The sequence below is a fragment of the Streptomyces sp. NPDC043685 genome (genome assembly GCF_056436585.1).
The window spans coordinates 572,167-595,906 of record NZ_JBWKCH010000004.1 but is presented as its reverse complement, the minus strand read 5'-3'; the positions used below and the strand labels follow the sequence as shown (position 1 = coordinate 595,906).

Annotated in this window: 19 protein-coding genes and 1 tRNA gene; 15 read left to right on the top strand and 5 right to left on the bottom strand. The window is 71.8% G+C overall.

The window, feature by feature from the left end:
- Nucleotides 1-42: 42 nt before the first annotated feature.
- On the bottom strand, nt 43-1,473 hold the full coding sequence (locus AC0665_RS16220; protein WP_478705209.1) for a S1C family serine protease: 1,431 nt from the start codon (nt 1,471-1,473) through the stop codon (nt 43-45).
- 288 nt (nt 1,474-1,761) lie between these two features.
- Here AC0665_RS16220 and AC0665_RS16215 point away from each other — a divergent pair, with 288 nt between their 5' ends.
- The 3 genes from AC0665_RS16215 to AC0665_RS16205 all read left to right on the top strand — a co-directional run bounded on the left by AC0665_RS16215 (nt 1,762) and on the right by AC0665_RS16205 (nt 4,495).
- Nucleotides 1,762-2,589, top strand: a complete 828-nt coding sequence (locus AC0665_RS16215; RefSeq protein ID WP_478602967.1) for a glycerophosphodiester phosphodiesterase — start codon at nt 1,762-1,764, stop codon at nt 2,587-2,589.
- Between the two features lie 167 nt (nt 2,590-2,756).
- Nucleotides 2,757-3,395 carry an ATP-binding protein gene (locus tag AC0665_RS16210; protein WP_468634435.1) on the top strand — a complete coding sequence of 213 codons (639 nt, stop codon included), beginning with the start codon at nt 2,757-2,759 and terminating at the stop codon, nt 3,393-3,395.
- A 110-nt stretch (nt 3,396-3,505) separates the two neighbouring features.
- The gene (locus AC0665_RS16205; protein WP_468407914.1) at nt 3,506-4,495 is read left to right on the top strand and encodes a DUF5926 family protein; all 990 of its coding nucleotides are present in this window, start codon (nt 3,506-3,508) and stop codon (nt 4,493-4,495) included.
- 232 nt (nt 4,496-4,727) lie between these two features.
- On the opposite strand, the gene AC0665_RS16200 is transcribed toward AC0665_RS16205, so the two are convergent.
- Together AC0665_RS16200 and AC0665_RS16195 are read right to left on the bottom strand one after the other, a co-directional pair.
- The gene (locus AC0665_RS16200; RefSeq protein WP_478705208.1) at nt 4,728-5,222 is read right to left on the bottom strand and encodes a hypothetical protein; all 495 of its coding nucleotides are present in this window, start codon (nt 5,220-5,222) and stop codon (nt 4,728-4,730) included.
- Nucleotides 5,223-5,433: 211 nt separating this feature from the next.
- Nucleotides 5,434-6,099: a bifunctional DNA primase/polymerase gene (locus tag AC0665_RS16195; protein ID WP_468634439.1), complete on the bottom strand. Its 666-nt coding sequence runs from the start codon at nt 6,097-6,099 to the stop codon at nt 5,434-5,436.
- A 502-nt stretch (nt 6,100-6,601) separates the two neighbouring features.
- Here AC0665_RS16195 and AC0665_RS16190 point away from each other — a divergent pair.
- The 3 genes from AC0665_RS16190 (at nt 6,602) to AC0665_RS16180 (ending at nt 12,926) form a co-directional block, all read left to right on the top strand.
- Entirely contained in the window at nt 6,602-8,116 is a 1,515-nt protein-coding gene (locus AC0665_RS16190) for a PP2C family protein-serine/threonine phosphatase (RefSeq protein ID WP_468634453.1), read from the top strand.
- Between the two features lie 76 nt (nt 8,117-8,192).
- Nucleotides 8,193-9,656: an aminopeptidase P family protein gene (locus AC0665_RS16185; protein ID WP_468407922.1), complete on the top strand. Its 1,464-nt coding sequence runs from the start codon at nt 8,193-8,195 to the stop codon at nt 9,654-9,656.
- A 276-nt stretch (nt 9,657-9,932) separates the two neighbouring features.
- A complete protein-coding gene (locus tag AC0665_RS16180) occupies nt 9,933-12,926 on the top strand; it encodes a glycine--tRNA ligase (RefSeq protein ID WP_478705207.1) in 2,994 nt (997 codons plus the stop codon).
- A 56-nt stretch (nt 12,927-12,982) separates the two neighbouring features.
- On the opposite strand, the gene AC0665_RS16175 is transcribed toward AC0665_RS16180, so the two are convergent.
- A complete protein-coding gene (locus AC0665_RS16175) occupies nt 12,983-13,447 on the bottom strand; it encodes an ATP-binding protein (protein WP_478705206.1) in 465 nt (154 codons plus the stop codon).
- Nucleotides 13,448-13,691: 244 nt separating this feature from the next.
- Here AC0665_RS16175 and AC0665_RS16170 point away from each other — a divergent pair, with 244 nt between their 5' ends.
- From AC0665_RS16170 to AC0665_RS16130, 9 genes are all read left to right on the top strand, one after another.
- Complete coding sequence (locus AC0665_RS16170) at nt 13,692-14,513, top strand: hypothetical protein (protein WP_478705205.1); 822 nt, start codon at nt 13,692-13,694, stop codon at nt 14,511-14,513.
- A gap of 119 nt (nt 14,514-14,632) precedes the next feature.
- Nucleotides 14,633-15,376 (top strand): YcnI family copper-binding membrane protein, encoded by a 744-nt coding sequence (locus AC0665_RS16165; RefSeq protein ID WP_478602979.1) that lies wholly within the window; start codon nt 14,633-14,635, stop codon nt 15,374-15,376.
- 91 nt (nt 15,377-15,467) lie between these two features.
- The gene (locus AC0665_RS16160; protein WP_468407931.1) at nt 15,468-16,121 is read left to right on the top strand and encodes an SCO family protein; all 654 of its coding nucleotides are present in this window, start codon (nt 15,468-15,470) and stop codon (nt 16,119-16,121) included.
- Nucleotides 16,118-16,597, top strand: a complete 480-nt coding sequence (locus AC0665_RS16155; RefSeq protein WP_478705204.1) for a copper chaperone PCu(A)C — start codon at nt 16,118-16,120, stop codon at nt 16,595-16,597. The genes AC0665_RS16160 and AC0665_RS16155 overlap by 4 nt, the downstream gene beginning before the upstream one ends.
- Before the next feature lie 13 nt (nt 16,598-16,610).
- Nucleotides 16,611-18,644 (top strand): copper resistance CopC/CopD family protein, encoded by a 2,034-nt coding sequence (locus AC0665_RS16150; protein ID WP_478705203.1) that lies wholly within the window; start codon nt 16,611-16,613, stop codon nt 18,642-18,644.
- A 6-nt stretch (nt 18,645-18,650) separates the two neighbouring features.
- On the top strand, nt 18,651-19,943 hold the full coding sequence (gene efeB / locus AC0665_RS16145; protein ID WP_478705202.1) for an iron uptake transporter deferrochelatase/peroxidase subunit: 1,293 nt from the start codon (nt 18,651-18,653) through the stop codon (nt 19,941-19,943).
- Nucleotides 19,944-20,005: 62 nt separating this feature from the next.
- Nucleotides 20,006-20,938 carry a prephenate dehydratase gene (gene pheA / locus AC0665_RS16140; protein WP_363121348.1) on the top strand — a complete coding sequence of 311 codons (933 nt, stop codon included), beginning with the start codon at nt 20,006-20,008 and terminating at the stop codon, nt 20,936-20,938.
- Nucleotides 20,939-21,455: 517 nt separating this feature from the next.
- Nucleotides 21,456-22,733, top strand: coding sequence for a serine--tRNA ligase (serS, locus tag AC0665_RS16135; protein WP_468407940.1), 1,278 nt, complete (start codon nt 21,456-21,458; stop codon nt 22,731-22,733).
- A complete protein-coding gene (locus tag AC0665_RS16130; RefSeq protein ID WP_478705201.1) occupies nt 22,730-23,548 on the top strand; it encodes an HAD family hydrolase in 819 nt (272 codons plus the stop codon). The genes serS and AC0665_RS16130 overlap by 4 nt, the downstream gene beginning before the upstream one ends.
- A gap of 37 nt (nt 23,549-23,585) precedes the next feature.
- On the opposite strand, the gene AC0665_RS16125 is transcribed toward AC0665_RS16130, so the two are convergent.
- Nucleotides 23,586-23,672: transfer RNA gene (locus AC0665_RS16125), tRNA-Ser, on the bottom strand.
- Nucleotides 23,673-23,740: the final 68 nt, after the last annotated feature.

Genomic DNA, 23,740 nt, shown 5'->3' with positions numbered 1-23,740 from the left:
GCGCGGGGACAAGGGTAACGGGTCGGTGCGGGCGGGTGGGGGTCAGTTGTCGCCGACGCGGGAGCCGAGCGTGACCTCGGCCGTGTGCTCCTTGCCGCCGCGCTCGTAGGTGATCGTGACCTTGTCGCCGGGCTGGTGGGTCCAGATCTCGCCGATCAGCGTGGGGCCGGAGTCGATCACATGGTCGTCGAGCTTGGTGATGACGTCGCCCGGCTTGAGGCCCGCCTTGGCGGCGGGGCCGCCCGGCTCGACCGGCGCCGAGCCGCCCGCGCCCTGGTCGGTGATCTGCGCGCCGTCGGAGTTGTCGTCCAGCGAGACGGAGGCGCCGATCTTCGCGTACACCGGCTTGCCGTTCTTGATCAGCTCCTGGGCCACGTACTTGGCCTGGTTGATCGGGATGGCGAAGCCCAGTCCGATCGAGCCCGACTGGCCGGTGCCGAAGCCGCCGTTGCCGGTGGACTGGATCGCGGAGTTGATGCCGATGACATTGCCCTGCGCGTCCAGCAGCGGACCGCCGGAGTTGCCCGGGTTGATCGAGGCGTCGGTCTGCAGGGCGCTCATGTACGACGCCTGGCTGCCACTGCCGTCGCTGGAGGCGACCGGGCGGTTCTTGGCGCTGATGATGCCCGTCGTCACCGTGTCGGACAGGCCGAACGGGGCGCCGATCGCGATGGTCGCGTCGCCGACGGCCACCTTGTCCGAGTCGCCCAGGGTGAGCGGCTTCAGGTCGGAGGGGGCGTCCTTGAGCTTGATGACCGCCACGTCGTAGCCCTGCGCGTGACCGACCACCTCGGCGTTGTACTTCTTGCCGCTCGGGAACGTCGCCGTGAGCTTGCCGCCGTCCACCGCGTCCGCCACCACGTGGTTGTTGGTGACGATGTGGCCCTGCTTGTCGAAGACGAAGCCGGTGCCGGTGCCGCCCTCGCCGCTGGTGCTCTCGGCCTCGATCGTCACCGTGCTCGGCAGCGCCTTGGCGGCGACGCCCGCGGTCGTGCCCGGGTCGCGCTTGACGTCGCCGCCGCTCGCGGAGGCCGAGACCGTCGTGGAGCCGGTGCTCTCGTCGTTGTTCTTCGCCAGCACGTAGCCGAGCCCGCCGCCCATACCGCCCGCGACCAGCGCGGCCACCAGGATGGCGGCGACCAGGCCGCCGCGTCCGCGGCCGGACTTCGGCGCCGGCTGCTGGTACGACGAACCCCAGCCGCCCGGGCCGGCCCCGGAACCGCCGTCGCCGTACGGGGCGGTCGGCGGCGGGGGCGGGGGCCAGGAGGGGTCGGGGGCGGACGAGGAGGTGCCGGGGTGGTGGCCGGCGTCACCGGAGGCGCCCTGCCCCTGAGGGGGCTGCCCCGGCGTGTCCTGCCCGTACGGCCCGCGCAGGGCCTGTCCCTGGGGCGCCGGAGCAGCGGGAGCGTCCACCGGCACGGGGGGTGCGGACGGGGCGGGGGGTACCGCGGTGCCCTCGTTCTCGGTGCTCACAGCTTCTCTCCTAGATCCACGGCCGTTTTCCGGGTCGCACGCGGTCTCGCCTTTTCCCGCCGCTCGACGGGTCCGGCGCGATACAGCTGTGCTTGTCCCTTTGTATGCCGTCAGCTTTTCCCACGGGCCGTCAGAGCACCATAAGCGGTGGCTGTGCGTCCGAGGCCATTCTTTATATAGGTCATTACTGGCGAAAAGGATGCAATCTTAATGCCGCCGTCCGGACCTGCGCTTCCGACGGGTCCGTCCGACCGGACGCATACCCGCACTCGGTGGCACCATGACGCGGTGACCCACGCACGACAGCACGTGATTCAAGTCGTCGCCCACCGCGGAGCCTCCGAGGACGCCCCGGAACACACCCTGGCCGCGTACACCAAGGCGATCGAGGACGGCGCGGACGCCCTCGAGTGCGATGTGCGCCTCACCGCGGACGGCCACCTGGTGTGCGTGCACGACCGCCGGATCAACCGTACGTCCAACGGCCGCGGCGCGGTCTCCGCACTGGAGCTCGCCGACCTCGCCGCCCTGGACTTCGGCTCCTGGAAGACGGGAGAGGCCTGGAGGGGACGTGAAGAGGAACCCGACTGGGAGCACCGCCCCGAGGACCGCGAGGCGACCTCCGTCCTCACCCTGGAGCGACTGCTGGAACTCGTCGCCGACGCCGGGCGCCGCGTCGAACTGGCCGTCGAGACCAAGCACCCCACGCGCTGGGCGGGACAGGTCGAGGACCGGCTGCTGGTCCTGCTGAAGCGGTTCGGCCTCGACGCACCGGCCTGCGCCGAGGAGTCCCAGGTGCGCGTCATGAGCTTCTCGGCCCGCTCCCTGCACCGCGTGCGGGCCGCCTCGCCCACGCTGCCGACGGTCCACCTCACGCAGTTCCCCTCACCTCGGCTGCGCGACGGACGGCTGCCCCCGGGCGTGCGGATCGCGGGCCCCTCCATCCGGATCGTGCGCAACCACCCCACGTACATCGAGCGCCTGAAGCAGGCCGGACACCAGGTTCACGTGTGGACCGTGAACGAGCCGGAGGACGTCGAGCAGTGCGTGGCACTGGGCGTCGACGCCATCATCACCAACCGCCCGCGCGCGGTGCTGGACCAGCTCGGACGCTGACGACCGGCCCCCGGCTCGCAACCACTCAAGTCCCACCAGACCCACGCACACCTCTTGACTACGGATCCCGGCGGACGGGATCCTCCTTTCTCGGCCACACCGATGATTTCCAGCCAGGCGATTACACGGAGTGCTCCGGCGCGTTCGGTCCGTATTCGCTCTGGTGAATGCGTCACCGGAGGTGGATTGGCCGGTTTCCGGTACAGGCCAATGGGGCATCCACACCGTGGCGTGGGGCGAAGGAGGTCTCGGGGGTGGCGTTGGTGGTGGCACAGGAAGTGCCCACGTCGTCGAGCATGGCCGTTCCCCATGGCCCTGCGGGCGTGGGGAAAGCGCGACACCGGATGCGTGCGCAGCTGCGTAGAGGCGGAGTCGCGGAATCGGTCATCGACGACGCCGTTCTGATCCTTTCCGAACTCTTGAGCAACGCGTGCAAGCACGGCAGACCTCTGGGCGACGCGCTCTCCGGCGACGGTGACGTGCGCGCCGCGTGGCGCGTGGACCCGGCCGGCCGGCTCATCGTCGAGGTCACGGACGGCGGTGGCCCGACCCGCCCCGCCCCCGCGACCCCGTCGGTCACGGCGCACGGCGGACGCGGGCTGAACATCATCAGCGCGCTCGCCGACGACTGGGGCGTGCGGGACGACATCCGCGGCGAGGTCACCGTGTGGGTCGTCGTCCACGACGACGTGCACGACCCGGACGCCGGCCACCGCCGTGACGACTTCGCCACGCGCGTCACCGCCCCCGCGGTCTCCCGCATACCCGGGCTCGACTTCGCGGACGCCTTCGACGAGCTGGACTGAGCACCGGACGCCGCGCTCGACCGGGCGTTGTCCACAGGACCGGGTGACCCGGGGCCCGAACGGCTAGGCTCGCGACCGTACGAGACCAGCCGTAACCGGGAGACCCATCGATGGCCAAGAAGCGACCCCAGACGAAGGCCAAGCGCCCGCAGACCACGGGCGGGGCCCGCACCGCTGGTGCCGGGGAAGACGTTCCGGTCGTCGGTGCCCGTGAACCCTGCCCCTGCGGCAGCGGCCGCCGCTACAAGGCGTGTCACGGCCGCGCCGCCTCCCACGCCGCGACCGAGCTGGTGCACCGCCCCTTCGAGGGACTGCCCGGCGAGTGCGACTGGGTGGCCCTGCGCGAGCTGGTGCCGGCGGCCACGGTCGAGCTGACCCTCAAGGACGGCCTGCCCGAGGGCGTCCCCGCGGTCACCTTGGCCACGGTCCTGCCCATGGCCTGGCCCGCCCTGCGCCGCGACGACGGTTCGGTCCTGCTCGGCCTGCAGAACGACACCTCCTCCGGCGACATCAGCCGCGACCTCGCCGACACCCTCCAGCGCGCCCTGGAGGCACAGCCCGGCACCCCCGTTCAGGGCCGCCGCGCACCGGCCGACAGCCCGCGGCTGCAGGATCTGCTCGACCCCGAGGGTGCGTTCGAGCCAGAAGTGCACAGCGGCTTCGAGTTCTGGGTCCCGGACCCGGAGAACGCCACGCCCGACGTGGCCGCCTCCCTGGAGCGCGCCAACGCCGCGGCCATCCCGACCGTCAAGCTCCAGGGCGTGGACGCCGCGTACTGGTGCGAGACCCCGGAGAAGAACCACCTGCGGTGGGTCATGCCGCACGCCGAGGAGCGGCTTCTGGACGCGCTCGCGCGACTGCACGCCGCGGGCCGCTCCAGCCTGGGCGAGGGCACCCGCCTGGTGGGATCCTTCCGCGCTCACGGGCTCACGGTTCCGGTGTGGGACCTGCCCAGCGAGGTCACCGCCGAGGACGTCGAGAAGCCGGCGGCGGAGTTCGCCGAGCGCCTCGCCGCCGCACTGGCGACGGACGCGCCGCTCACCGCGGACGAGCGCCGCGCCCGCGGCGGCCTCACCAACCGGCAGGTCACGCTCAGCTGACACGCTCCGCGAAGCCCGGCCGTCCGGTCCACCGGCCGGCCGGGCCCGCGTGCCCCGCACCGATCACAACTCCCGGTGGGGACAAGCCAGTCGGTGACCGGAAAGACGAGTTCGAATTTGCGAACCGCCGATCTCTTGTTACCGTTCCTGTAGCCCGGTTGCTGGTGCATCCCCCGTCGCCAGCAACCGGGTCTTTTCGTCTCCGCGTCGGCTCACGGCGCGCAGCCGCTCGTCAACTGCCCGTGTGCACAGGCGAGTTGCTTCCGGAGCGCAGCAGCAGCGGCCCCCGGCCGCCCCGCTCGGCGAACTCCGTGACGGCCGTGTACTCCGGCAGGTTCCCGCGGGCCGGCTCCCGGGGCGTCTCACACGTCCCCGGCTCGTCCCCGGCTCCCACGGAGCAGGTCATCCGTACGCTCCGGTCGTGCGGGCCCATCAGACTCAGCACGGCGTCCAGCGCCTCGCCGGTGGCATTGCGGTAGTAGGTCCGCGCCCAGGTCTGCGCGCCCTGCGCCACGACACAGGTCTGCGCCTCGATGCCGTCGGGGGAGGAGAGTTCGGGGCCGCAGCGCACGGCGGTCGCCAGACCCTGGGTGAGCACCGGGAGGCCGCGCTCGGCGGTGGGCACCCCGGGGGCCTTGTCGTCGGCACGCGGGGAGGGGCGTACCGCTGCGGACCCGGACGTGCGGGCGCCGGCAGCCGCCGAGTCCGCGCCCCCCTCAGACCCCACAGACCCCGCGGATCCCACCGGCCTCGCGGGTCCCACGGACCCCGCGGCCGCCACCGCCAGCGGCAGTGCGACCGCGCACGCCACCACCACACCCGCGAGGGCGAACAGTCTGGTCTTCCGGGAGTCCCGGGAACGGTCCCGGGCGTGACGCCGCATGGTTCCGGAACTTAACGCCCCGGGGCGGGCACCGGGCTCGGCGCGCCCGACGGCCCTACAACTCGGGCGCGCTCACACCCGTTCGAGTGAGGGCCTCCACCACGGCGTCCACCACGGCCTCGACATCGGGCACCCACGGCGAGGCCGAGCCGGGCAGCGGAGCGCGCTCCCAGCGGATCTCGCCCTGGCCCGTCTCGGAGGGAGGCAGGGCCAGATAGCCGCCCTCGCCGTGGAAACGGAGGGAGCCGGGCACGAAGTCCTTGGCGTAGAGCAGCTCGCCGAGCTGCTCCATGGAGTACGGCTTGACGAGGATCGCCCAGCGGGCGGGGGAGGCGACGACCGGGCCGAGCCGCATGCCCATCCGGTCGAGCGCCTTGAGCGCGCGGGCCGCCGGCAGGGCCGGAAGCGAGACCGCGCACGGGGCGTGGCCGCCGGTGGCGAGGATGATCGGGGCCGTCGGCCGGTTGCCCCACCACCAGCGCACCATGCGGCCGTCGGTGGTGGCCGCGAGGAGGCCGGGGTCGAAGGGGTGTGCTCCGGGCACCGTGCATTCGGGGTCCGGGCAGCTGCAGCGGGAGTGCCCCTGCGGGTCCGCCGGCACCCCCGGGAGCACGGGCCACTGCCACCCCGTCGCATAGGTCAGGGCCGCGCCGATCAGCTCAGGACTCCCGTCGCTGCGCTGGGACAGGAGCCTGCGTCGCCTTCCGAGGATCTCGCGCATGAGCGCTCGTTCCTTTCCGTTGCACGCCTGGCAACACCGTGGTCCAGATCACGTCATGTGTCGATCACTTCACTGTGCGTACCTGTTGGCGCATCACACCCCTGCCTGAAGCAAGGGGAACCCCTATGGGTAGAGCTTTGGGCTGCCTCCGCGGCCGCCGCCCTTACTGCGTCTGACGAATGCACGGGCGTGGCGCAGGGGTGGCGAAGTATGGCGTTTGCCGTCGCGCGTATTTCTCTCCGCCTCCGCCACGGGAGGATGGGGCACGGTCGTCGGTGGATAGGACGCCCGGTTCCGTCACCAGGTTCCGGGTGGTTCCCAACCACCCCTGGCCTTTACCGAGTAGGTACCCATCACGACCGTTGTGACGCTCCGTCGAGCAAGCCCAGTCGACCGCAATAAGCCGTCCCCTGAGGCAGTTTTAAGCCAACTTTGCATTTCCGCAAGAGGAAGGGAAGTTGTTCCCTCGCACCTCACGGACACCAGGAAAACCGGCAGGACAATGCTGGACATCTCCTCACGAGTGCGTGTACATGTGGAGACACTGCTAGCGACGCAGAATGACATGGGGGTTTGCGATGCTTTTGAGCAGTACGTACCGGTCGGAAGGCCGGACGCCATGAACGCTCCGCACCCTCCGAAAGTGGCTGGAATCGATCCAACGGTTCCGGCACCCGCACACACTGTCGCGCCCGTGGCCGCGGGTTCGCCCCCGGCCGCCCCCGCAGATCCCCCGGCGCCCGCCGGCGCGGTGCTCCAGGACCGCCTGGCCGGCTGGGTCTCCGACCTCACCACCCTGCACGAACTCACCGAACGCCTGGCCCGCACGACCGCGCTCGACGAGGCGCTCCAGGAACTGCTGGGCGCCGGTGCCGCCCTGATCGGAGCCCGGCGCGGCCTCGTCGTCCTGGAACCCGGTGACGGACTCGGCCCGGACACCACCAGCGGCCTCGGCCTCGGCCGCGCCGACCTCGGCCACATCGAGACCGTGCCGCGCAGCGCCCTGTCCTACGGCCGGATCCTCGAAGGGCTGCCGGGCGGCGAGGACGGCATCGCCGAGCCCGACCTGTTCGCCGCCGAGGGGCTCGACCCGCGCCACCGCGAGGTCGCGGCCCGCCTCGGCTACGCGGCCAGCTACGCCCTCCCCCTGACCACCGACACCGCCGGCCGTCTCGGCGTCGCCGTGTGGCTCTACGACGAGCCCGCCGAGCCGGGCGAGCGGCAGCGCCACCTCACCGGCCTCTACGCGCGGTACGCCGCCGAGCACGTGGCCCGGCTCCTCGAACTGGAACGCACCCGTACGTCCATGGCCACCATGGCCGACGAACTGCTGCCCGCGCGGCTGCCCCGGGTCGCCGGTGTCCAGCTCGCCGCCCGGCACCGCACCGGCCCGCGCGGCGGCGGCGACTGGTACGACGCGCTGCCGCTGCCCGACGCAGCCCTCGGCCTCGCCGTGGGATCCGTCACCGGGTCGGGTCCCAGCGCGGTCGCCGCGATGGGACGGCTGCGGGCATCGCTGCGCGCGTACGCCGTGATGGAGGGGGAGGATCCGGTCGCCGTCCTGTCCGACCTGGAGCTGCTGCTGCGGCTGACCGAACCGGCCCGCTCGGCCACCGCCCTGTTCGGCTACTGCGAACCGGCCGCGCGCAAGATCACGCTGGCCGGCGCCGGGCACAGTCCGCCCCTGCTGATCGGGCAGCGCCGCACGGAATTCGTCGAGACGTCCGTCTCCGCCCCGCTGGGCATGCTCGCCTGCTGGGAGGCACCCAGCGTGGAGATCCTCGCCGAGCCCGGAGAGACGGTCCTGCTCTACACCGACGGGCTGCTGCACCGCACCGGCGAGGCCACCGACCGCGCCTTCGCCCGGCTGCACGCGGCGGCGGCCGGAGTGCCCCGGGCCCTGCGCGGCGATCCCGGCGCGATCGCCGACCACGTCCTGCGGAGCGTCCTGCCGGACGGCCTGGACGCGGCGCAGGGAGCGGAGGATGTCGTGCTGCTGGCGGCGCGCTTCGAGTAAGGCTCCTCGTCATCGCCCTGAGGCCGCTTCCGCTCCGCCGTACAGTGGACGCTGGTCCAGTGCCGTATCGAGGAGGATGACCGTGGCGGAGGATCTCGCGGAGACCCCGGAGACTGCCGAAGAAGAGCCGATCAAGCAGCGGAAGAACGGACTGTACCCCGGCGTGTCCGACGAGCTGGCCGAGAACATGAAGAGCGGCTGGGCCGACACCGAGCTGCGCGACCTCGAGCCCATCCCCCAGGCCGCCGAGACCGCCGCCCGCCGGGCCGCGCTGTCCGCGCGTTTCCCGGGTGAGCGTCTGGTGATCCCCGCGGGCAACCTGAAGACCCGCTCCAACGACACCGAGTACGCCTTCCGCGCCTCCGTCGAGTACGCCTACCTGACCGGCAACCAGACCGAGGACGGCGTCCTGGTCCTTGAGCCCAAGGACGAGGGTCACGAGGCGACGATCTACCTCCTGCCGCGCTCCGACCGCGAGAACGGCGAGTTCTGGCTGGACGGCCAGGGCGAGCTGTGGGTCGGCCGCCGGCACTCCCTCACCGAGGCCGGGAAGCTGTACGGCATCCCCGCCTCCGACGTGCGCGAGCTGGCCGGCGCCCTGCGCGAGGCCACCGGCCCGGTGCGGGTCGTGCGCGGCTACGACGCCGGCATCGAGGCGGCCCTGACCGACAAGGTCACCGCCGAGCGCGACGAGGAGCTGCGGGTCTTCCTCTCCGAGGCCCGCCTGGTCAAGGACGAGTTCGAGATCGGCGAGCTGCAGAAGGCGGTCGACTCGACCGTGCGCGGCTTCGAGGACGTGGTGAAGGTCCTCGACAAGGCCGAGGCGACCTCCGAGCGGTACATCGAGGGCACCTTCTTCCTCCGCGCCCGCGTGGAGGGCAACGACGTCGGCTACGGCACGATCGCCGCGGCGGGGCCGCACGCCTGCACGCTGCACTGGGTGCGCAACGACGGGGCCGTGCGCTCGGGCGAGCTGCTGCTGCTCGACGCGGGTGTGGAGACCCACACGTACTACACGGCCGACGTGACGCGCACGCTGCCGATCAACGGCCGGTTCGACGAGATCCAGCGCAAGATCTACGACGCCGTGTACGACGCCCAGGAGGCCGGGATCGCGGCGGTGAAGCCCGGCGCGAAGTACCGGGACTTCCACGACGCCGCGCAGCGGGTGCTGGCCGAGCGGCTCGTCGAGTGGGGCCTGGTCGAGGGGCCCGTGGAGCGGGTGCTGGAGCTGGGCCTTCAGCGCCGCTGGACGCTGCACGGCACCGGTCACATGCTCGGCATGGACGTCCACGACTGCGCTGCCGCGCGGGTCGAGGCGTATGTCGACGGTGTCCTCGAGCCCGGGATGTGCCTGACCGTGGAGCCCGGCCTGTACTTCCAGGCGGACGACCTGACGGTGCCGGAGGAGTACCGGGGCATCGGCGTGCGGATCGAGGACGACATCCTCGTCACCGAGGACGGCAACCGGAATCTGAGCGCCGCGCTGCCCCGGCGCTCCGACGAGGTCGAGGCGTGGATGGCCTCCCTCAAGGGCTGAGTTCCGGGTACGGGTGGGTGGGGGCTGGTCGCGTCCTCGCGGCGGAGCCGCACGGTGACTCAGCCCCGCCCCGGTCAGGGCCCGGCGGACGTGGGGGAAGCCGGCCCCGGCCTCTCCTCGCGCACCGGCCGCGCCGTAGCGAGGCCCGGCTGTGCACCTCCTGTGAAGGTGCCGGGCGTCCGACCGGTCGGTCAAGAAACAGCAGGTCAGCGATAGTTGACGTGTGAGATCATGGCCGACCTTGCCGGGCCGACTCTGGGAACGGGCGCGATCACCATGAAGAACGTTCAGACGGCGCTGACCATGCAGGACGCCATCCTCACCCTGCAGAAGTACTGGAGCGACAACGGCTGCATGATCACGCAGCCGCTGAACACCGAGGTCGGAGCCGGTACGGCCAACCCGGCCACGGCACTGCGGGTGCTCGGTCCCGAGCCGTGGAGTGTCGCCTACGTGGAGCCGAGCGTACGGCCGGACGACTCGCGGTACGGCGAGAACCCCAACCGGCTCCAGACCCACACCCAGTTCCAGGTGATCCTCAAGCCCGACCCGGGCAACCCGCAGGAGCTGTACCTGGGCAGCCTGCGCGCCCTGGGCGTCGACCTGAACGCGCACGACGTGCGGTTCGTCGAGGACAACTGGGCCTCCCCCGCGCTCGGCGCATGGGGGCTGGGCTGGGAGGTCTGGCTGGACGGGATGGAGATCACCCAGTTCACCTACTTCCAGCAGGTCGGCGGTGTCGCCCTGGACCCGGTGTCGGTGGAGATCACGTACGGCCTCGAACGCATCCTGATGAACCTCCAGGGCGTGTCCCACTTCAAGGACATCGCCTACGCGCCGGGCATCACCTACGGCGAGGTGTTCGGGCAGAACGAGTACGAGATGAGCCGCTACTACCTCGACGACGCCGACATCGACACCAATCACCGGCTGTTCGAGTCGTACGCGGCCGAGGCGCGGCGCCTGCTGGACCTGGAGCTGCCGGTCCCGGCGTACACCTATGTGCTCAAGTGCAGCCACACCTTCAACGTGCTCGACGCGCGCGGTGCGATCAGCACCACCGAGCGGGCCAAGGCGTTCTCGCTGATGCGCGGTCTGACGCACGAGACGGCCAAGCTGTGGGAGCGGCGGCGGGCCGCGCTGGAGCATCCGCTCGGGCTGGCTCAGGCACCGGCTCCGGCCGAGCGGGGCATGCTGCCCAAGGTGCCCGGCGTCGAGACGCTGCTCTTCGAGATCGGCGTGGAGGAACTGCCCTACGCCGACGTCCCCGCCACCACCGAGGCGGTGCGCGAGTCGGTCACCGCCAAGCTCGCCGCGACCCGGCTGGGGCACGGCGCGATCAACGTCATGGCCACGCCGCGCCGCATCGTGATCACGGTCGACGGTGTGCAGCCCCGCGAGCGGGACACCATGCGGACCGTGCGCGGCCCCAAGGTCGCCGCCGCCTACAAGGACGGCGCCCCCACTCCCGCGCTGCTCGGCTTCGCCCGCAGCCAGGGGGCCGAGGCGTCGGACGTACGGGTCGTCGAGGTCAACGGGGTCGAGTACGTGGCGCTCACCCGCCATGAGGAGGGGCGTCCGGCCGTCGAGGTGCTCAGCGAGCTGCTGGCCGAGGTGGTCTCCGGGCTGCGGGCCGGGCGCAACATGCGCTGGAGCGATCCCGGGCTGTCCTTCTCGCGTCCCGTGCGCTGGCTGCTCGCGCTGCTGGGCCGCACCCCCCTGCCCGTGGTGGTCTCCTCGCTCTCCGCGAGCGACACCACACGGGTGCAGCGGCAGGCCCCCTACCCGGAGGTGCGGGTGACCTCCGCCGAGGGCTATCCGCACTTCCTGCACATGCACGGCATCCTGCTCGACCGGGAGGCCCGGCGCGGGGCGGTCGTGCGCGGGGCCCTGGAGGCGGCGGCCGAGGTGGGCGGGCACATCGACGTGGAGGCTCAGGCGGGGCTGATCGACGAGATCACCGACATCCTGGAGTTCCCCTACGCCGTGCGGGGCTCGTTCGACGAGCGCTACCTCGAACTGCCCGCGAGCGTCCTGACCACCGTGATGCGCAAGCACCAGCGCTATTTGCCGGTGCTGGACGGTGAGCGGCTCATGCCGCACTTCGTCACCTTCGCCAACGCCCTGTGCGACGACGACGTCGTGCGGGCCGGCAACGAGGCGGTCCTGCGGGCCCGGTACGAGGACGCCTCGTTCTTCTGGCGGGCGGACCTGAAGGTGGCACCGGAGGAGTTCCGCCGTCGGCTGGACAAGCTCACCTTCGAGGACCGGCTGGGCACGGTCGCCGACCGCGCCGTCCGGCTCGCCTCCCTCGCCCAGGACCTGGCCGGGCGGGCCGGGCTGCCGGAGGAGTCGGTGGAGGTCGTGCGGCGGGCCGGCGCGCTGGCCAAGTTCGACCTGGCGTCGCAGATGGTGATCGAGTTCTCCGGGCTGGCCGGGGTCATGGCGGAGGAGTACGCCCGCCGTGCCGGTGAGTCCCCGGAGGTCGCCCGGGCGCTGGCCGAGATGGAGCTGCCCCGGTCCGCCGGTGGCGCCCTGCCGGCCACGGACGCCGGTGCCGTGCTGTCGCTCGCCGACCGGTTCGACCTGGTGACGGGCATGTTCCTGATCGGCGCGGCACCGACCGGGAGCTCCGACCCCTACGGGGTGCGCCGGGCCGCGATCGGCCTGCTCAACGTGTTGCGCAGCCTGCCGGCCGTGGCCGGGGTGCGGGTGAGCGAGGGACTGCGCGCGGCGGCCGTACGGTACGCCGCGCAGGGCGTCGAGGTGCCCGCCGAGCGGGTCGCCGAGGCGGCCGAGCTCATCACCCGGCGCTATGAGCAGCAGCTCACCGACGCCGGACACGAGCACCGGCTCGTGCAGGCCGTACTGGGCTGGGCCGACCGTCCCGCCCATGGCGATCACACGCTGGCCACGCTGGAGCGGCACGTCGGCAGTGAGGCGTTCGAGGCGCTCGCCGCCGCGTTCCAGCGGGTGGTGCGCATCCTGCCCGAGGGCGGAGTCGAAGGGGCGGACGTGTCCCTGCTGACCGCGCCCGCCGAACTGCGCCTCATCGAGAGCGCGCAGGCCGTACGGGAGGCCCTGCGGGGGCGGGAGGACGATCTCGGCGCGCTGATCGAGGTCTCCGCCCCGCTGGTCGAGGCGATCGGCGCCTTCTTCGACGAGGTGCTGGTGATGGACCCCGACCCGGCGCTCCGGGCGGCACGGCTGGCGCTGCTGACGGAGGTGGCGGGGCTGGCCCGTACGACGCTCGACTGGAGCGCGCTGTAGGGCGGTTCGTCAGGGGCGGTGTTTCACGTGAAACACCGCCCGCCTCACCCGGGCGGTCAGACCGCCATCAGCGGGGCGTCGCTGCGCCACTTGAGGACCTTGTCGAAGCTCACCACGGCTCCGCCCCGGCCCGACTTGTTGCCGATGTGGACATGGTCGGCGAGCTCCTCGATGAGGCACAGCCCCCTGCCGCTCTCCGCGTCCGTGTGCGCGGGCCGGATCGCCGGACGGGAGCGGCTCGCGGACGCGGCGGGGAATCCGGGACCCGCGTCGGCGACCTCGATCCGGCACTTCTCACCGTCGAGGTAGGCGGTGACCCGGTAGGCCTCCGAGCCGGGCCCGCGCCCGGTGTCCCCACCATGTTCCACGGCGTTCGCACACGCCTCACTGAGGGCCACGGAGAGGTCGTAGGAGATGTCCGGGTCGACGCCCGCGGTCTCCATCGTGCCGATCAGCAGGCGGCGGGCGAGCGGCACGCTCGCAGCTTCGCGCCGCAGATGGAGTGACCACCAAATGCTCATGCTCCAGCCTCCTGGCTGCGGCTCGACATACCGTTACGTATTGCCCTGAGTACCGGTGTGTAAGCGTGAAGTTGACGTGAGGCCGCCCATACGGCGGATGCGCGCTGGTCCTGATCGGTGTATGCGGAGGCGGACACCGGCGCATCCGGGGGCGCGTCGGGCCAGAGCGTGACGTTCCGGTCGTACGGCATCTTGTGGACCTGCCGCACGGGGCCCGCGGGGCCAGTGCGATGATGAGCCCGCCATGACTACCCCCCACGCGCGCGCGACGCGCTCCGGACACACGCTCCGGATCCTGCGGGCCGCGGTGTTCGCCGCGGTCTGCGTCGTGCTGGCCGGGGCAGGTCATGCGCTCGCCTCCTGCGACGGCATTCCTCTGTGGACGCTGGGGGCCGGGTTCCTCGGCGTGGTCGCGGTGACGGTCCCGCTCGCCGGGCGCGTGCGCTCGCTGGCGGGGATCACGGCCCTGCTCGCGGTCGGCCAGACGGTGCTGCACACGCTGTTCGGCCTGGGCCAGCACGGTACGGCCACCGTCACCTCCTCGCTCCCGGCGGGCGCGAGCGACACCGCGCTGGTGCAGCAGGCCGCGCGGTTCGTGTGCGGCACGACGGCGGCGGCGATCAGCCCGGCCCAGGCCCAGCGGATCCTCAGCGAGGCGCGCATCCAGCCGCCCGCGGGAACGCACACAGACCTGGCCGCGGACGCCGTGTCCGGCTCATCGGCCTCGCTGTGGCCGTCCCTGCCGATGCTGCTCGGTCACACCCTCGCGGCGCTCGCCGCCGGCTGGCTGCTGCGCCACGGCGACCTGGCGCTGCTGCGGCTCACCGAACTGTCGGCGCAGGGTGTCACGGAGGGGGCGCTCGTGCGCTCCCTGCGAGCCGCCCTTGCGCTGGTGCGCGCCCTGCGCGCCGGGCTTCCGGGAGCCCCCAAGGCCCACCCGCGCCCGGTACGCGCCGCGCGCCACACGCCTCTGACGCCTCGAACGACGGCGCTCCAGCACACGGTGATCCGGCGCGGCCCTCCGGCCGTCCCGGCTTCCGCAGCCGCACTCGCCCTCGCCGCCTGACGCGACGCGACCACCACCACTCCGCTCCCGCGGAGGAGGGGCCGCCGTCGTGCGGCACGCGCGTGTGCGCGCATCCCTCCTTCACCTTTCAGACCGACTCACAGCGGAGTGCCCCTTCCATGAAGGCTTCCCGTATCGTCGCGGCCGGTGCCGCCGCCGGTATCACCGTTCTCGCCCTGTCCGCCCCCGCCTTCGCGCACGTCACCGTGCAGCCCGAGGGCACGGCCGCCAAGGGCGGCTACGCGGTCATCGACTTCAAGGTCCCCAACGAGCGCGACGATGCCTCGACCACCAAGCTCGAGGTCAACTTCCCGACCGACCACCCGCTGGCCTCCGTCATGCCGGAGCCCATGCCGGGCTGGAAGATCGTCGTCACCAAGTCCAAGCTGGACAAGCCGCTGGAGATGCACGGCGAGAAGATCACCGAGGCCGTCACCAAGGTCACCTGGACCGCCGAGGGCAAGGGCATCGAGGCCGGCTACTTCGAGAAGTTCCCGCTCTCCGTCGGCCAGCTGCCCGAGGACACCGACCAGCTGGTCTTCAAGGCCCTCCAGACGTACTCCAACAAGGAGGTCGTCCGCTGGATCGAGGTGCCGCAGAAGGGCCAGGAAGAGCCTGACAACCCGGCCCCGGTGCTGGAGCTGTCCGCCGCCTCCGAGGACGGCCACCACGGTTCGGCGGCCGACGACGACTCCGGCCACGAGTCCGCCGAGAAGGCCTCCACCGACACCGCCGCCTCCGACTCCGCCTCCTCCGACGGCACCGACACCACCGCCCGCGTCCTGGGCGTCGTCGGCATCGTGGTCGGCGCGGCGGGCGTCGCCTACGGCGTCCTCGCCGGGCGCCGGCGGTCCGAGGCCTGAGGCTGCTTCCGTTGACGGCGCGCACCGGACCCCCCGCTTCTCGCGGGGCACCCGGTGCGCGCCGGGCCACCGACATCTGGGACATTTTTCTATGCGCACCAAGACCTTCGCCGCGGCCGCCCTGCTCGCCGCCGCCTCCCTCACCCTGACCGCCTGCGGCAGCGGCGACGACAGCGACAAGCCCGTCTCCGTGGTGTCGGAGGAGGCCGGTTCCGACAAGGCCGCCACGGTCCTCGACAAACCGTTCGAGAAGCCGGACCTGGTCCTCACCGACACCCAGGGCAAGAAGTACGACCTCCGCAAGGAGACCGCGGGCAAGCCCACGCTGATCTACTTCGGCTACACCCACTGCCCCGACGTCTGCCCGCTGACGATGAACAACATCGCCGTCGCCAAGAAGCAGCTGCCCAAGGCTGAGCAGGACCAGCTGCGCGTGGTGTTCGTCACCACCGATCCCCAGCGCGACACCCCGGCTGAGCTCGGCAAGTGGCTCAAGGGCATCGACAGCCGGTTCATCGGCCTGACCGGTGACTTCGCGACCATCCAGGCCGGCGCCCGCACCCTCGGCATCTCCATCGAGCCGACGCGCAAGGACAAGAACGGCAAGCTGATCTCCGAGCACGGCACCCAGGTCATCGCGTTCTCCCCGAAGACCGACGGCGGCTACGTGCTCTACGGCGAGGACGCCGACGTCGACGACTACACCAAGGACCTCCCCAAGATCATCAAGGGGGAGAACCCGTGAGGCGGCGAATCGGCCCGGCGGCCCTCGCCATAGCCGGGGCCCTGGCCCTGGCCGGCTGCGGCGGCTCGGACTCGGGCGGCTCCGGCGACAACGGCTCCGGGAAGGCGGAACTGTCCGTCGGCTCCGCCTACATGCCGCAGCCGGTGTCCGACGACATGGCGGCCGGATTCCTCACCGTCACCAACAAGGGCGGTGCCGCCGACGAGCTGACCTCGGTCACCAGCGACATCGCCGGGCAGGTCACCGTGCACGAGACCGTCGACGGGGCCATGCGGGAGGTCAAGAGCCTCAAGATCCCCGCGGGCGGCCGGCTGGAGCTGAGGAGCGGCGGCGACCACCTGATGTTCGAGCATCTGAAGCGCAAGCCGAAGGAAGGCCAGAACGTCTCCGTCGAGCTGCACTTCGCCCACTCCGGCCCCGTGAAGGTCGAGATGCCGGTGAAACCGGCGACCTACACGCCCACGACCGGACACTGAGGGAGGGACTCCTGTGACGCAGACCATCGCCCCCCGCGTCCGGACACTGGTGCTGCTGCTCCTGGCCGCGGCCTGCGCACTCCTGGCCGGAGCCGGCCCGGCCTCCGCGCACGCCGCCGTGACCGGCAGCGACCCCGCGCAGGGGGCGGTGGTCGACAAGGCCCCGGCCCGGATCTCGCTCACCTTCTCCGAGCAGGTCGCGCTGTCCGACGACTCGCTGCGCGTACTCGACCCCCAGGGCAAGCGCGCCGACACGGCCAAGCCCGCCAACGTCAGCGGCACGACCTACGCCGTGCCGCTGCGCCCGGGCCTGCCCGACGGCACCTACACGGTGGCCTACCAGGTCGTCTCGGCGGACAGCCATCCCGTCGCCGGCGCCTACACCTTCTCCATCGGCGCCCCCTCCAAGACGTCCGTGTCGGTCTCGGGGCAGTCCGCCGACGACGGGGTCGTGGGCTGGTTGTACGGCTTCGGGCGGTACGTGTCGTACGCCGGGTTCATCGTGATGGCCGGCGGCGCCGCCTTCGTGCTCGCCTGCTGGCGGCGCGGTTCCGGGGTGCGGCCGGTGCAGCGGTTCGTCGTCTCGGGGTGGGTCGCCCTCACCGCGGCGACCCTCGCGCTGCTCCTCCTGCGCGGCTCCTTCACCGGGTCCGGGAAGGTCTCCGACATCTTCGACCTGTCCCTGCTCGGGCAGGTGCTCCAGACCAAGTCCGGAGCGGCCCTGGTGTCCCGGCTGCTGCTGCTCGCCGCGGCGGCCCTGTTCATCGCCGTGCTGTTCGGCGCGTACGACAAGCGTGAGGACGCCCAGGAGAAGCGGGACCTGACCTTCGGGCTCTCGATCGGCGGCATCGTCGTGGCGGCCGGGCTCGCGGCGAGCTGGGCCATGTCCGAGCACGCCTCGGTCGGTCTCCAGGCGGGCCTGGCCATGCCGGTCGACGTGCTCCACCTGCTGGCCGTCGCCGCCTGGCTCGGCGGACTGGGCGCGCTGCTGGTCGCCCTGTACCGCGCGCCCGCGGACACGCCCGTCGACGCACCGGCCGTGCAGCGCTTCTCCCGTCTCGCCTTCGGCAGCGTCCTCGCCCTGGTCGCGACCGGGACGTACCAGTCCTGGCGCCAGCTTGGCTCCTGGTCCGCCTTCACCGACACCCGCTACGGCCAGCTCCTCCTCGCCAAGATCACCCTCGTGGTCGTCCTGGTCGGCGTCGCGTGGATCTCGCGCCGGTGGACGGGCCGGCTGACGGAGACGGCGCCCGCGGAGGCATCGGCGGTACGGGCGAAGGAGCGGGTCGGCGCGGGGGCGGAGGCCGCCGGGCGCGGTGAGTCCCCCGGCGAGGGGGACAGCACCCTGGACACCGACACCGCCTCTGCTCACGGGGCCGAAAGCTCCGACACCGGCACCGGCACCGGCTCCGGCACCGGCACCGGCTCAGGCAAGCAGCCCGGTTCCGAGCCCGCCGACGCCGAGCGGGCCGCGCAGCTCGCCCGGCAGCAGGCGGCCCGGGACGCCGCGCGGCAGAAGCGGCTGCGGGACGCGGACCCCAACCGCTCCGGGCTCCGGCGCTCCGTGCTGGCCGAGGCCGGTATCGCGGTCGTGCTGCTGGCCGTCACCACCGTCCTGACCCAGACCGAGCCCGGACGCACCGAGCAGGAGGCCAAGGCGGCCACCGCGGCCTCCGCCTCCTCGGCCCCGGACACGGGCGCGTCGGGGGCGCTGACCCTGAACATGCCGTTCGACACCGGCGGCGAGGACGGCAAGGGCATCGTCACCATCGACATCGACCCCGCACGCGTCGGCGACAACGAAATGCACGTCTATGTGGAGCGGCCCAACGGCCGGGCCTTCGACATCCCCGAGGTGAAGGTCGACTTCACCCTGAAAGCCAAGGATATCGGGCCCCTGCCCGTCGTCCCCGACCACCTCGCTACCGGACACTGGTCGGCGAACGGAGTGCAGATCCCCATGCCCGGCGACTGGAAGGTCGACGTGACCGTGCGGACCTCCGACATCGACGAGGTGACCGTCTCCAAGAACGCTCAGATCGGCTGAACGACCATGCCTGACCAGTCCATCCCCCAGGCCCGTACCCCCGAGGCCGCCGCCACCGGGGAGCCCGCGGCGACCGCCGTCCACGAGGGCATCTCGCGTCGGCGGCTGCTCGGCACCGCCGGTGCCACCGGGCTCGTCCTCGGCACGGCGGGTGCCGCGGCGGGGTACGGCGCCGCCCCCTCCGTAGCCGCCGCTCCGCTCACCTCGCTCGGCACCGACCGGGCGATGTTTCACGGGAAACATCAGCCCGGCATCACCGACGGCCTCCAGGCCCGCGGCCACCTCGTCGCCTTCGACCTGGCGGCGGGCGCCGGCCGCAAGGAAGCCGCCGCCCTGCTGCGTCGCTGGTCGGAGACGGCCCGGCGGCTGATGGCCGGCGAGCCGAGCGGCCACGGCGACACCGGCGTGGCCCGCGACGCCGGACCCTCGTCGCTGACGCTCACCTTCGGCTTCGGCCACAGCTTCTTCGCCCGCACAGGCCTGGAGAAGCAGCGGCCCACCGCCCTCGACCCGCTGCCCGAGTTCTCCTCCGACCGCCTGGACAAGAGCCGCAGCAACGGCGACCTGTGGGTGCAGATCGGCGCCAACGACGCCCTGGTCGCCTTCCACGCCCTGCGCGCGATCCAGAAGGACGCGGGCCGGGCGGCCAAGGTCCGCTGGCAGATGAACGGCTTCAACCGCTCGCCCGGCGCCACCTCCCACCCCATGACGGCCCGCAACCTCATGGGCCAGATCGACGGCACCCGCAACCCCAAGCCCGGCGAGAGCGACTTCGACCAGCGCGTCTTCGTGCCCGAGACGGGCGAACCGGCCTGGATGGCGAACGGCTCCTACGCCGTCGTCCGCCGGATCCGCATGCTCCTCGACGACTGGGAGCAGCTCTCCCTCAAGGCGCAGGAGGACGTGATCGGGCGCCGAAAGTCCGACGGGGCGGCACTGTCCGGGGGCACCGAGACGACCGCGATGGACCTGGAGAAGACGGACGCCAAGGGCAACCTGGTCGTCCCGATCAACGCCCACGCGCGCATCACCCGGCCCGATCAGAACGGCGGCGCTGCGATGCTCCGCCGCCCGTTCTCCTTCCACGACGGCATCGACGGCGACGGGGTGCCCGACGCGGGGCTGCTGTTCGTCTGCTGGCAGGCCGATCCACTGCGCGGGTTCGTGCCGGTGCAGCGCAAGCTCGACCGCGGCGACGCCCTGTCACAGTTCATCCGGCACGAGTCGAGCGGGCTGTTCGCCGTGCCGGGCGGGGCCGGGCCGGGCGAGTACGTGGGGCAGAGGTTGCTGGAGGGGTGACAGTTCAGCCGTGTGCGGGCTTGTGGGGGATAGCGCTTCCGCGAGGCCATTAGGGTGAGGTCATGCCAGCGAGCTATGCGTATCTCGGCCCTGAGGGCACCTTCACCGAAGTCGCCCTGCGCACGCTTCCCGAGGCCGCCACCCGGGAGCTCATCCCGTACGTGTCCGTCCAGTCCGCACTCGACGCGGTACGCGCCGGCGAGGCCGAGGCCGCGTTCGTGCCGATCGAGAACTCCGTCGAGGGCGGCATCACCACCACCCTCGACGAACTGGTCGCCGGCACGCCGCTGATGATCTACCGCGAAGTGCTGCTGTCGATCACCTTCGCCCTGCTGGTCCGCCCGGGCACGACGCTGTCGGACATCAAGACCGTCTCCGCGCACCCCGCCGCCCAGCCGCAGGTGCGCAACTGGCTGAAGAAGCACCTCCCGGACGCGCACTGGGAGTCGGCCGCCTCGAACGCGGACGCCGCCCGGCTGGTCCAGGAGGGGCAGTACGACGCCGCCTTCGCCGGTGAGTTCGCGGCCGCCCGCTACGGCCTGGAGGCCCTGGAGACCGGGATCCACGACGCGGAGAACGCCCAGACCCGGTTCGTGCTGGTCGGCCGGCCCGCCCGGCCCGCGGCACCGACCGGAGCGGACAAGACCTCGATCGTGCTGTGGCAGCGTGACGACCACCCCGGCGGTCTGCGCGACCTGCTGGGCGAGTTCGCCACCCGCGGCATCAACCTGATGCTGCTCCAGTCCCGGCCCACCGGCGAGGGCATCGGCAACTACTGCTTCTGCATCGACGCCGAGGGCCACATCTCCGACCGCCGGATGGCCGACGCCCTGATGGGCCTGAAGCGCATCTGCCTCCAGGTGCGCTACCTCGGCTCCTACCCGCGCGCGGACATGCGGCCGGAGCAGGTGCAGCCGCCGCGGCTGGGGACCTCCGACGAGGAGTTCGCGGGAGCGGCGGACTGGGTCGCGCGGTGCCAGGACGGCCGCTTCTGACCGGTCGTACCGACTGGTTGTCGTTATCCACAGAAGTTATCCACAGGTCCGCTTCTCGACCTGGGGACAAGTCGACAACGAAGCATGACTCAGTCGACAAATCGCCCTACAGGCCCCTGATGGGTCCATCCAGGCGCAGGTCACCCTTCGTCCACCGTTTCCCTTTGTATAACTCTTCCGGGTGACCACATTCCACTCCAAAGTGAGGATGGAGCGGGTTTGCACAGGGAATTCCGAGGGAGTTCCCGACCTTCCGGAGTGATCAATTCCAAAGTCCACAGATCTTCCACACAGCCTGTGGATAACTTTTCGGGGAGTGTGGATCCCTGTGGACAACAGAAGCCCAAGTCCCGCTCCCCGCAAGGGATTCACGTCAACGCGGCGCCATGCGGATGCCTCGCTCTGGGGATACGGCCCGTTTCATTGACACCACACGTGATTCACCCATAACGGCACGTATGCCACGCCCCCGATAGTGAGTCGTGGACGGTCATCCCGCACCGGTAGCCTTGGACGCGTGATTGACCTTCGCCTGCTCCGTGAGGACCCCGACCGTGTGCGCGCCTCGCAGCGCGCCCGTGGAGAGGACGTCGCCCTCGTCGACGCCCTCCTGTCTGCCGACGAGCGGCGCAGGTCGTCCGGCATCCGCTTCGACGAGCTGCGCGCCGAGCAGAAGGCGCTCGGCAAGCTCATCCCCAAGGCGGCCGGCGACGAGAAGGCCGAGCTGCTCAAGAAGGCGGGCCAGCTCGCCGCCGACGTCAAGGCGGCCGACGCGGACCGTGACGCGGCCGCGACCGAGACCCAGGAGCTGCTCCAGCGCCTCGGCAACCTCGTCCACCCCGACGTGCCCGTGGGCGGCGAGGAGGACTTCGTCACGCTCGAGACGCACGGCACGATCCGCGACTTCGCCGCCGAGGGCTTCGAGCCCAAGGACCACCTGGCGCTCGGCCAGATCCTCGGCGCCATCGACGTCGAGCGGGGCGCCAAGGTCTCCGGCTCGCGCTTCTACTTCCTGACCGGCGTGGGCGCGCTCCTGGAGCTCGCCCTGGTGAACGCGGCGATGGCCCAGGCCACCGCGGCCGGCTTCACCCCGATGCTGACCCCGGCGCTGGTCCGCCCCCAGTCCATGGCGGGCACGGGCTTCCTCGGCCAGGCCGCCCAGGACGTCTACCACCTCGCCGACGACGACCTCTACCTGGTCGGCACGTCCGAGGTGCCGCTCGCGGCGTACCACATGGACGAGATCCTCGACGCCGACCGCCTCCCCCTGCGCTACGCGGGCTTCTCGCCCTGCTTCCGCCGCGAGGCCGGCTCGCACGGCAAGGACACCCGGGGCATCTTCCGCGTGCACCAGTTCGACAAGGTCGAGATGTTCTCCTACGTCGCTCCCGAGGACTCACAGGCGGAGCACCAGCGCCTGCTGGAGTGGGAGAAGCAGTGGCTGACCTCGCTGGAGCTGCCGTACCGCGTGATCGACGTGGCGAGCGCCGACCTGGGCGCCTCGGCCGCCCGCAAGTTCGACTGCGAGGCGTGGATCCCGACCCAGGGCAAGTACCGCGAGCTCACCTCGACCTCGGACTGCACCGAGTTCCAGTCCCGCCGCCTGTCGATCCGGGTCCGTGAGGGCAAGCAGGTCCGCCCGCTGGCCACGCTCAACGGCACGCTGTGCGCCGTCCCGCGCACGATCGTGGCGATCCTGGAGAACCACCAGCAGGCCGACGGCTCGGTGCGCGTGCCCGAGGTGCTGCGTCCGTACCTGGGCGGCCGGGAGGTCCTGGAGCCGGTGGCCAAGTGAGCGACACGGCTTCCCCGGGCGGCTTTCCCTACCGGCTCGTCGCCACCGATCTCGACGGCACGCTGCTGCGTTCCGACGACACGGTGTCTGAGCGCACCCGTGACGCGCTCGCCGCTGCCACGGCGGCGGGCGCCGCGCACATCGTCGTCACCGGCCGCGCGGTCCCCTGGACCCGGCACATCCTCGACGACCTCGGCTACCGGGGCCTGGCCGTCTGCGGTCAGGGCGCGCAGGTCTACGACGCGGGCGCGCACCGGCTGCTGACGTCGGTGACGCTGGACCGGCAGCTGGCCGGGGTGGCGCTCGCCAAGATCGAGGCGGAGGTCGGCCCGCTGCACCTGGCCGCGAGCCGCGACGGCCTCGACGGCGAGGTGCTGGTGGGCCCCGGCTACGCGGTCACGGGCAGCCTGCCCGCGACCCCCTTCACGGACGCGTCGGACCTGTGGGCCGCGCCCCTGAACAAGCTGTACATCCAGCACCCGACGCTGAGCGACGACGAACTCTGCGAGGTGGCCACGCACACCGCCGGCGGATTCGTCACCGTCACGATGGCGGGCGCGGGGATCGTCGAGCTCCTCCCCCTTGGCCTGTCCAAGGCGACGGGGCTGTCCCTTGCGGCCCGCCGGCTCGGTCTCAAGGCGGCCGACACGATCGCCTTCGGCGACATGCCCAACGACATACCGATGTTCGCCTGGGCCTCCTACGGTGTCGCCATGGCCGACGCCCACGAGGAACTGAAGGCGGTGGCCGACGAGGTGACGTCCTCCCACGACGAGGACGGCATCGCGGTGGTGCTGGAGCGGTTGCTGGGCTGAGCGCCGGGCTCGTCGCCCGTCGCCGGGTCGTTCTCGGCGGAGGATGCACGAATCGAACGTGCGCGGGCTTTTCAACCCGACCTTGGCTTAGCAAGCCAGTGCCTTACCACTCGGCCAATCCTCCGGGTGGGCGGCCCACGCGAGGTGCGATTCGCGTGCTCGAAGCGGCCGCCCCGGGCAGCTCCCCGTGTG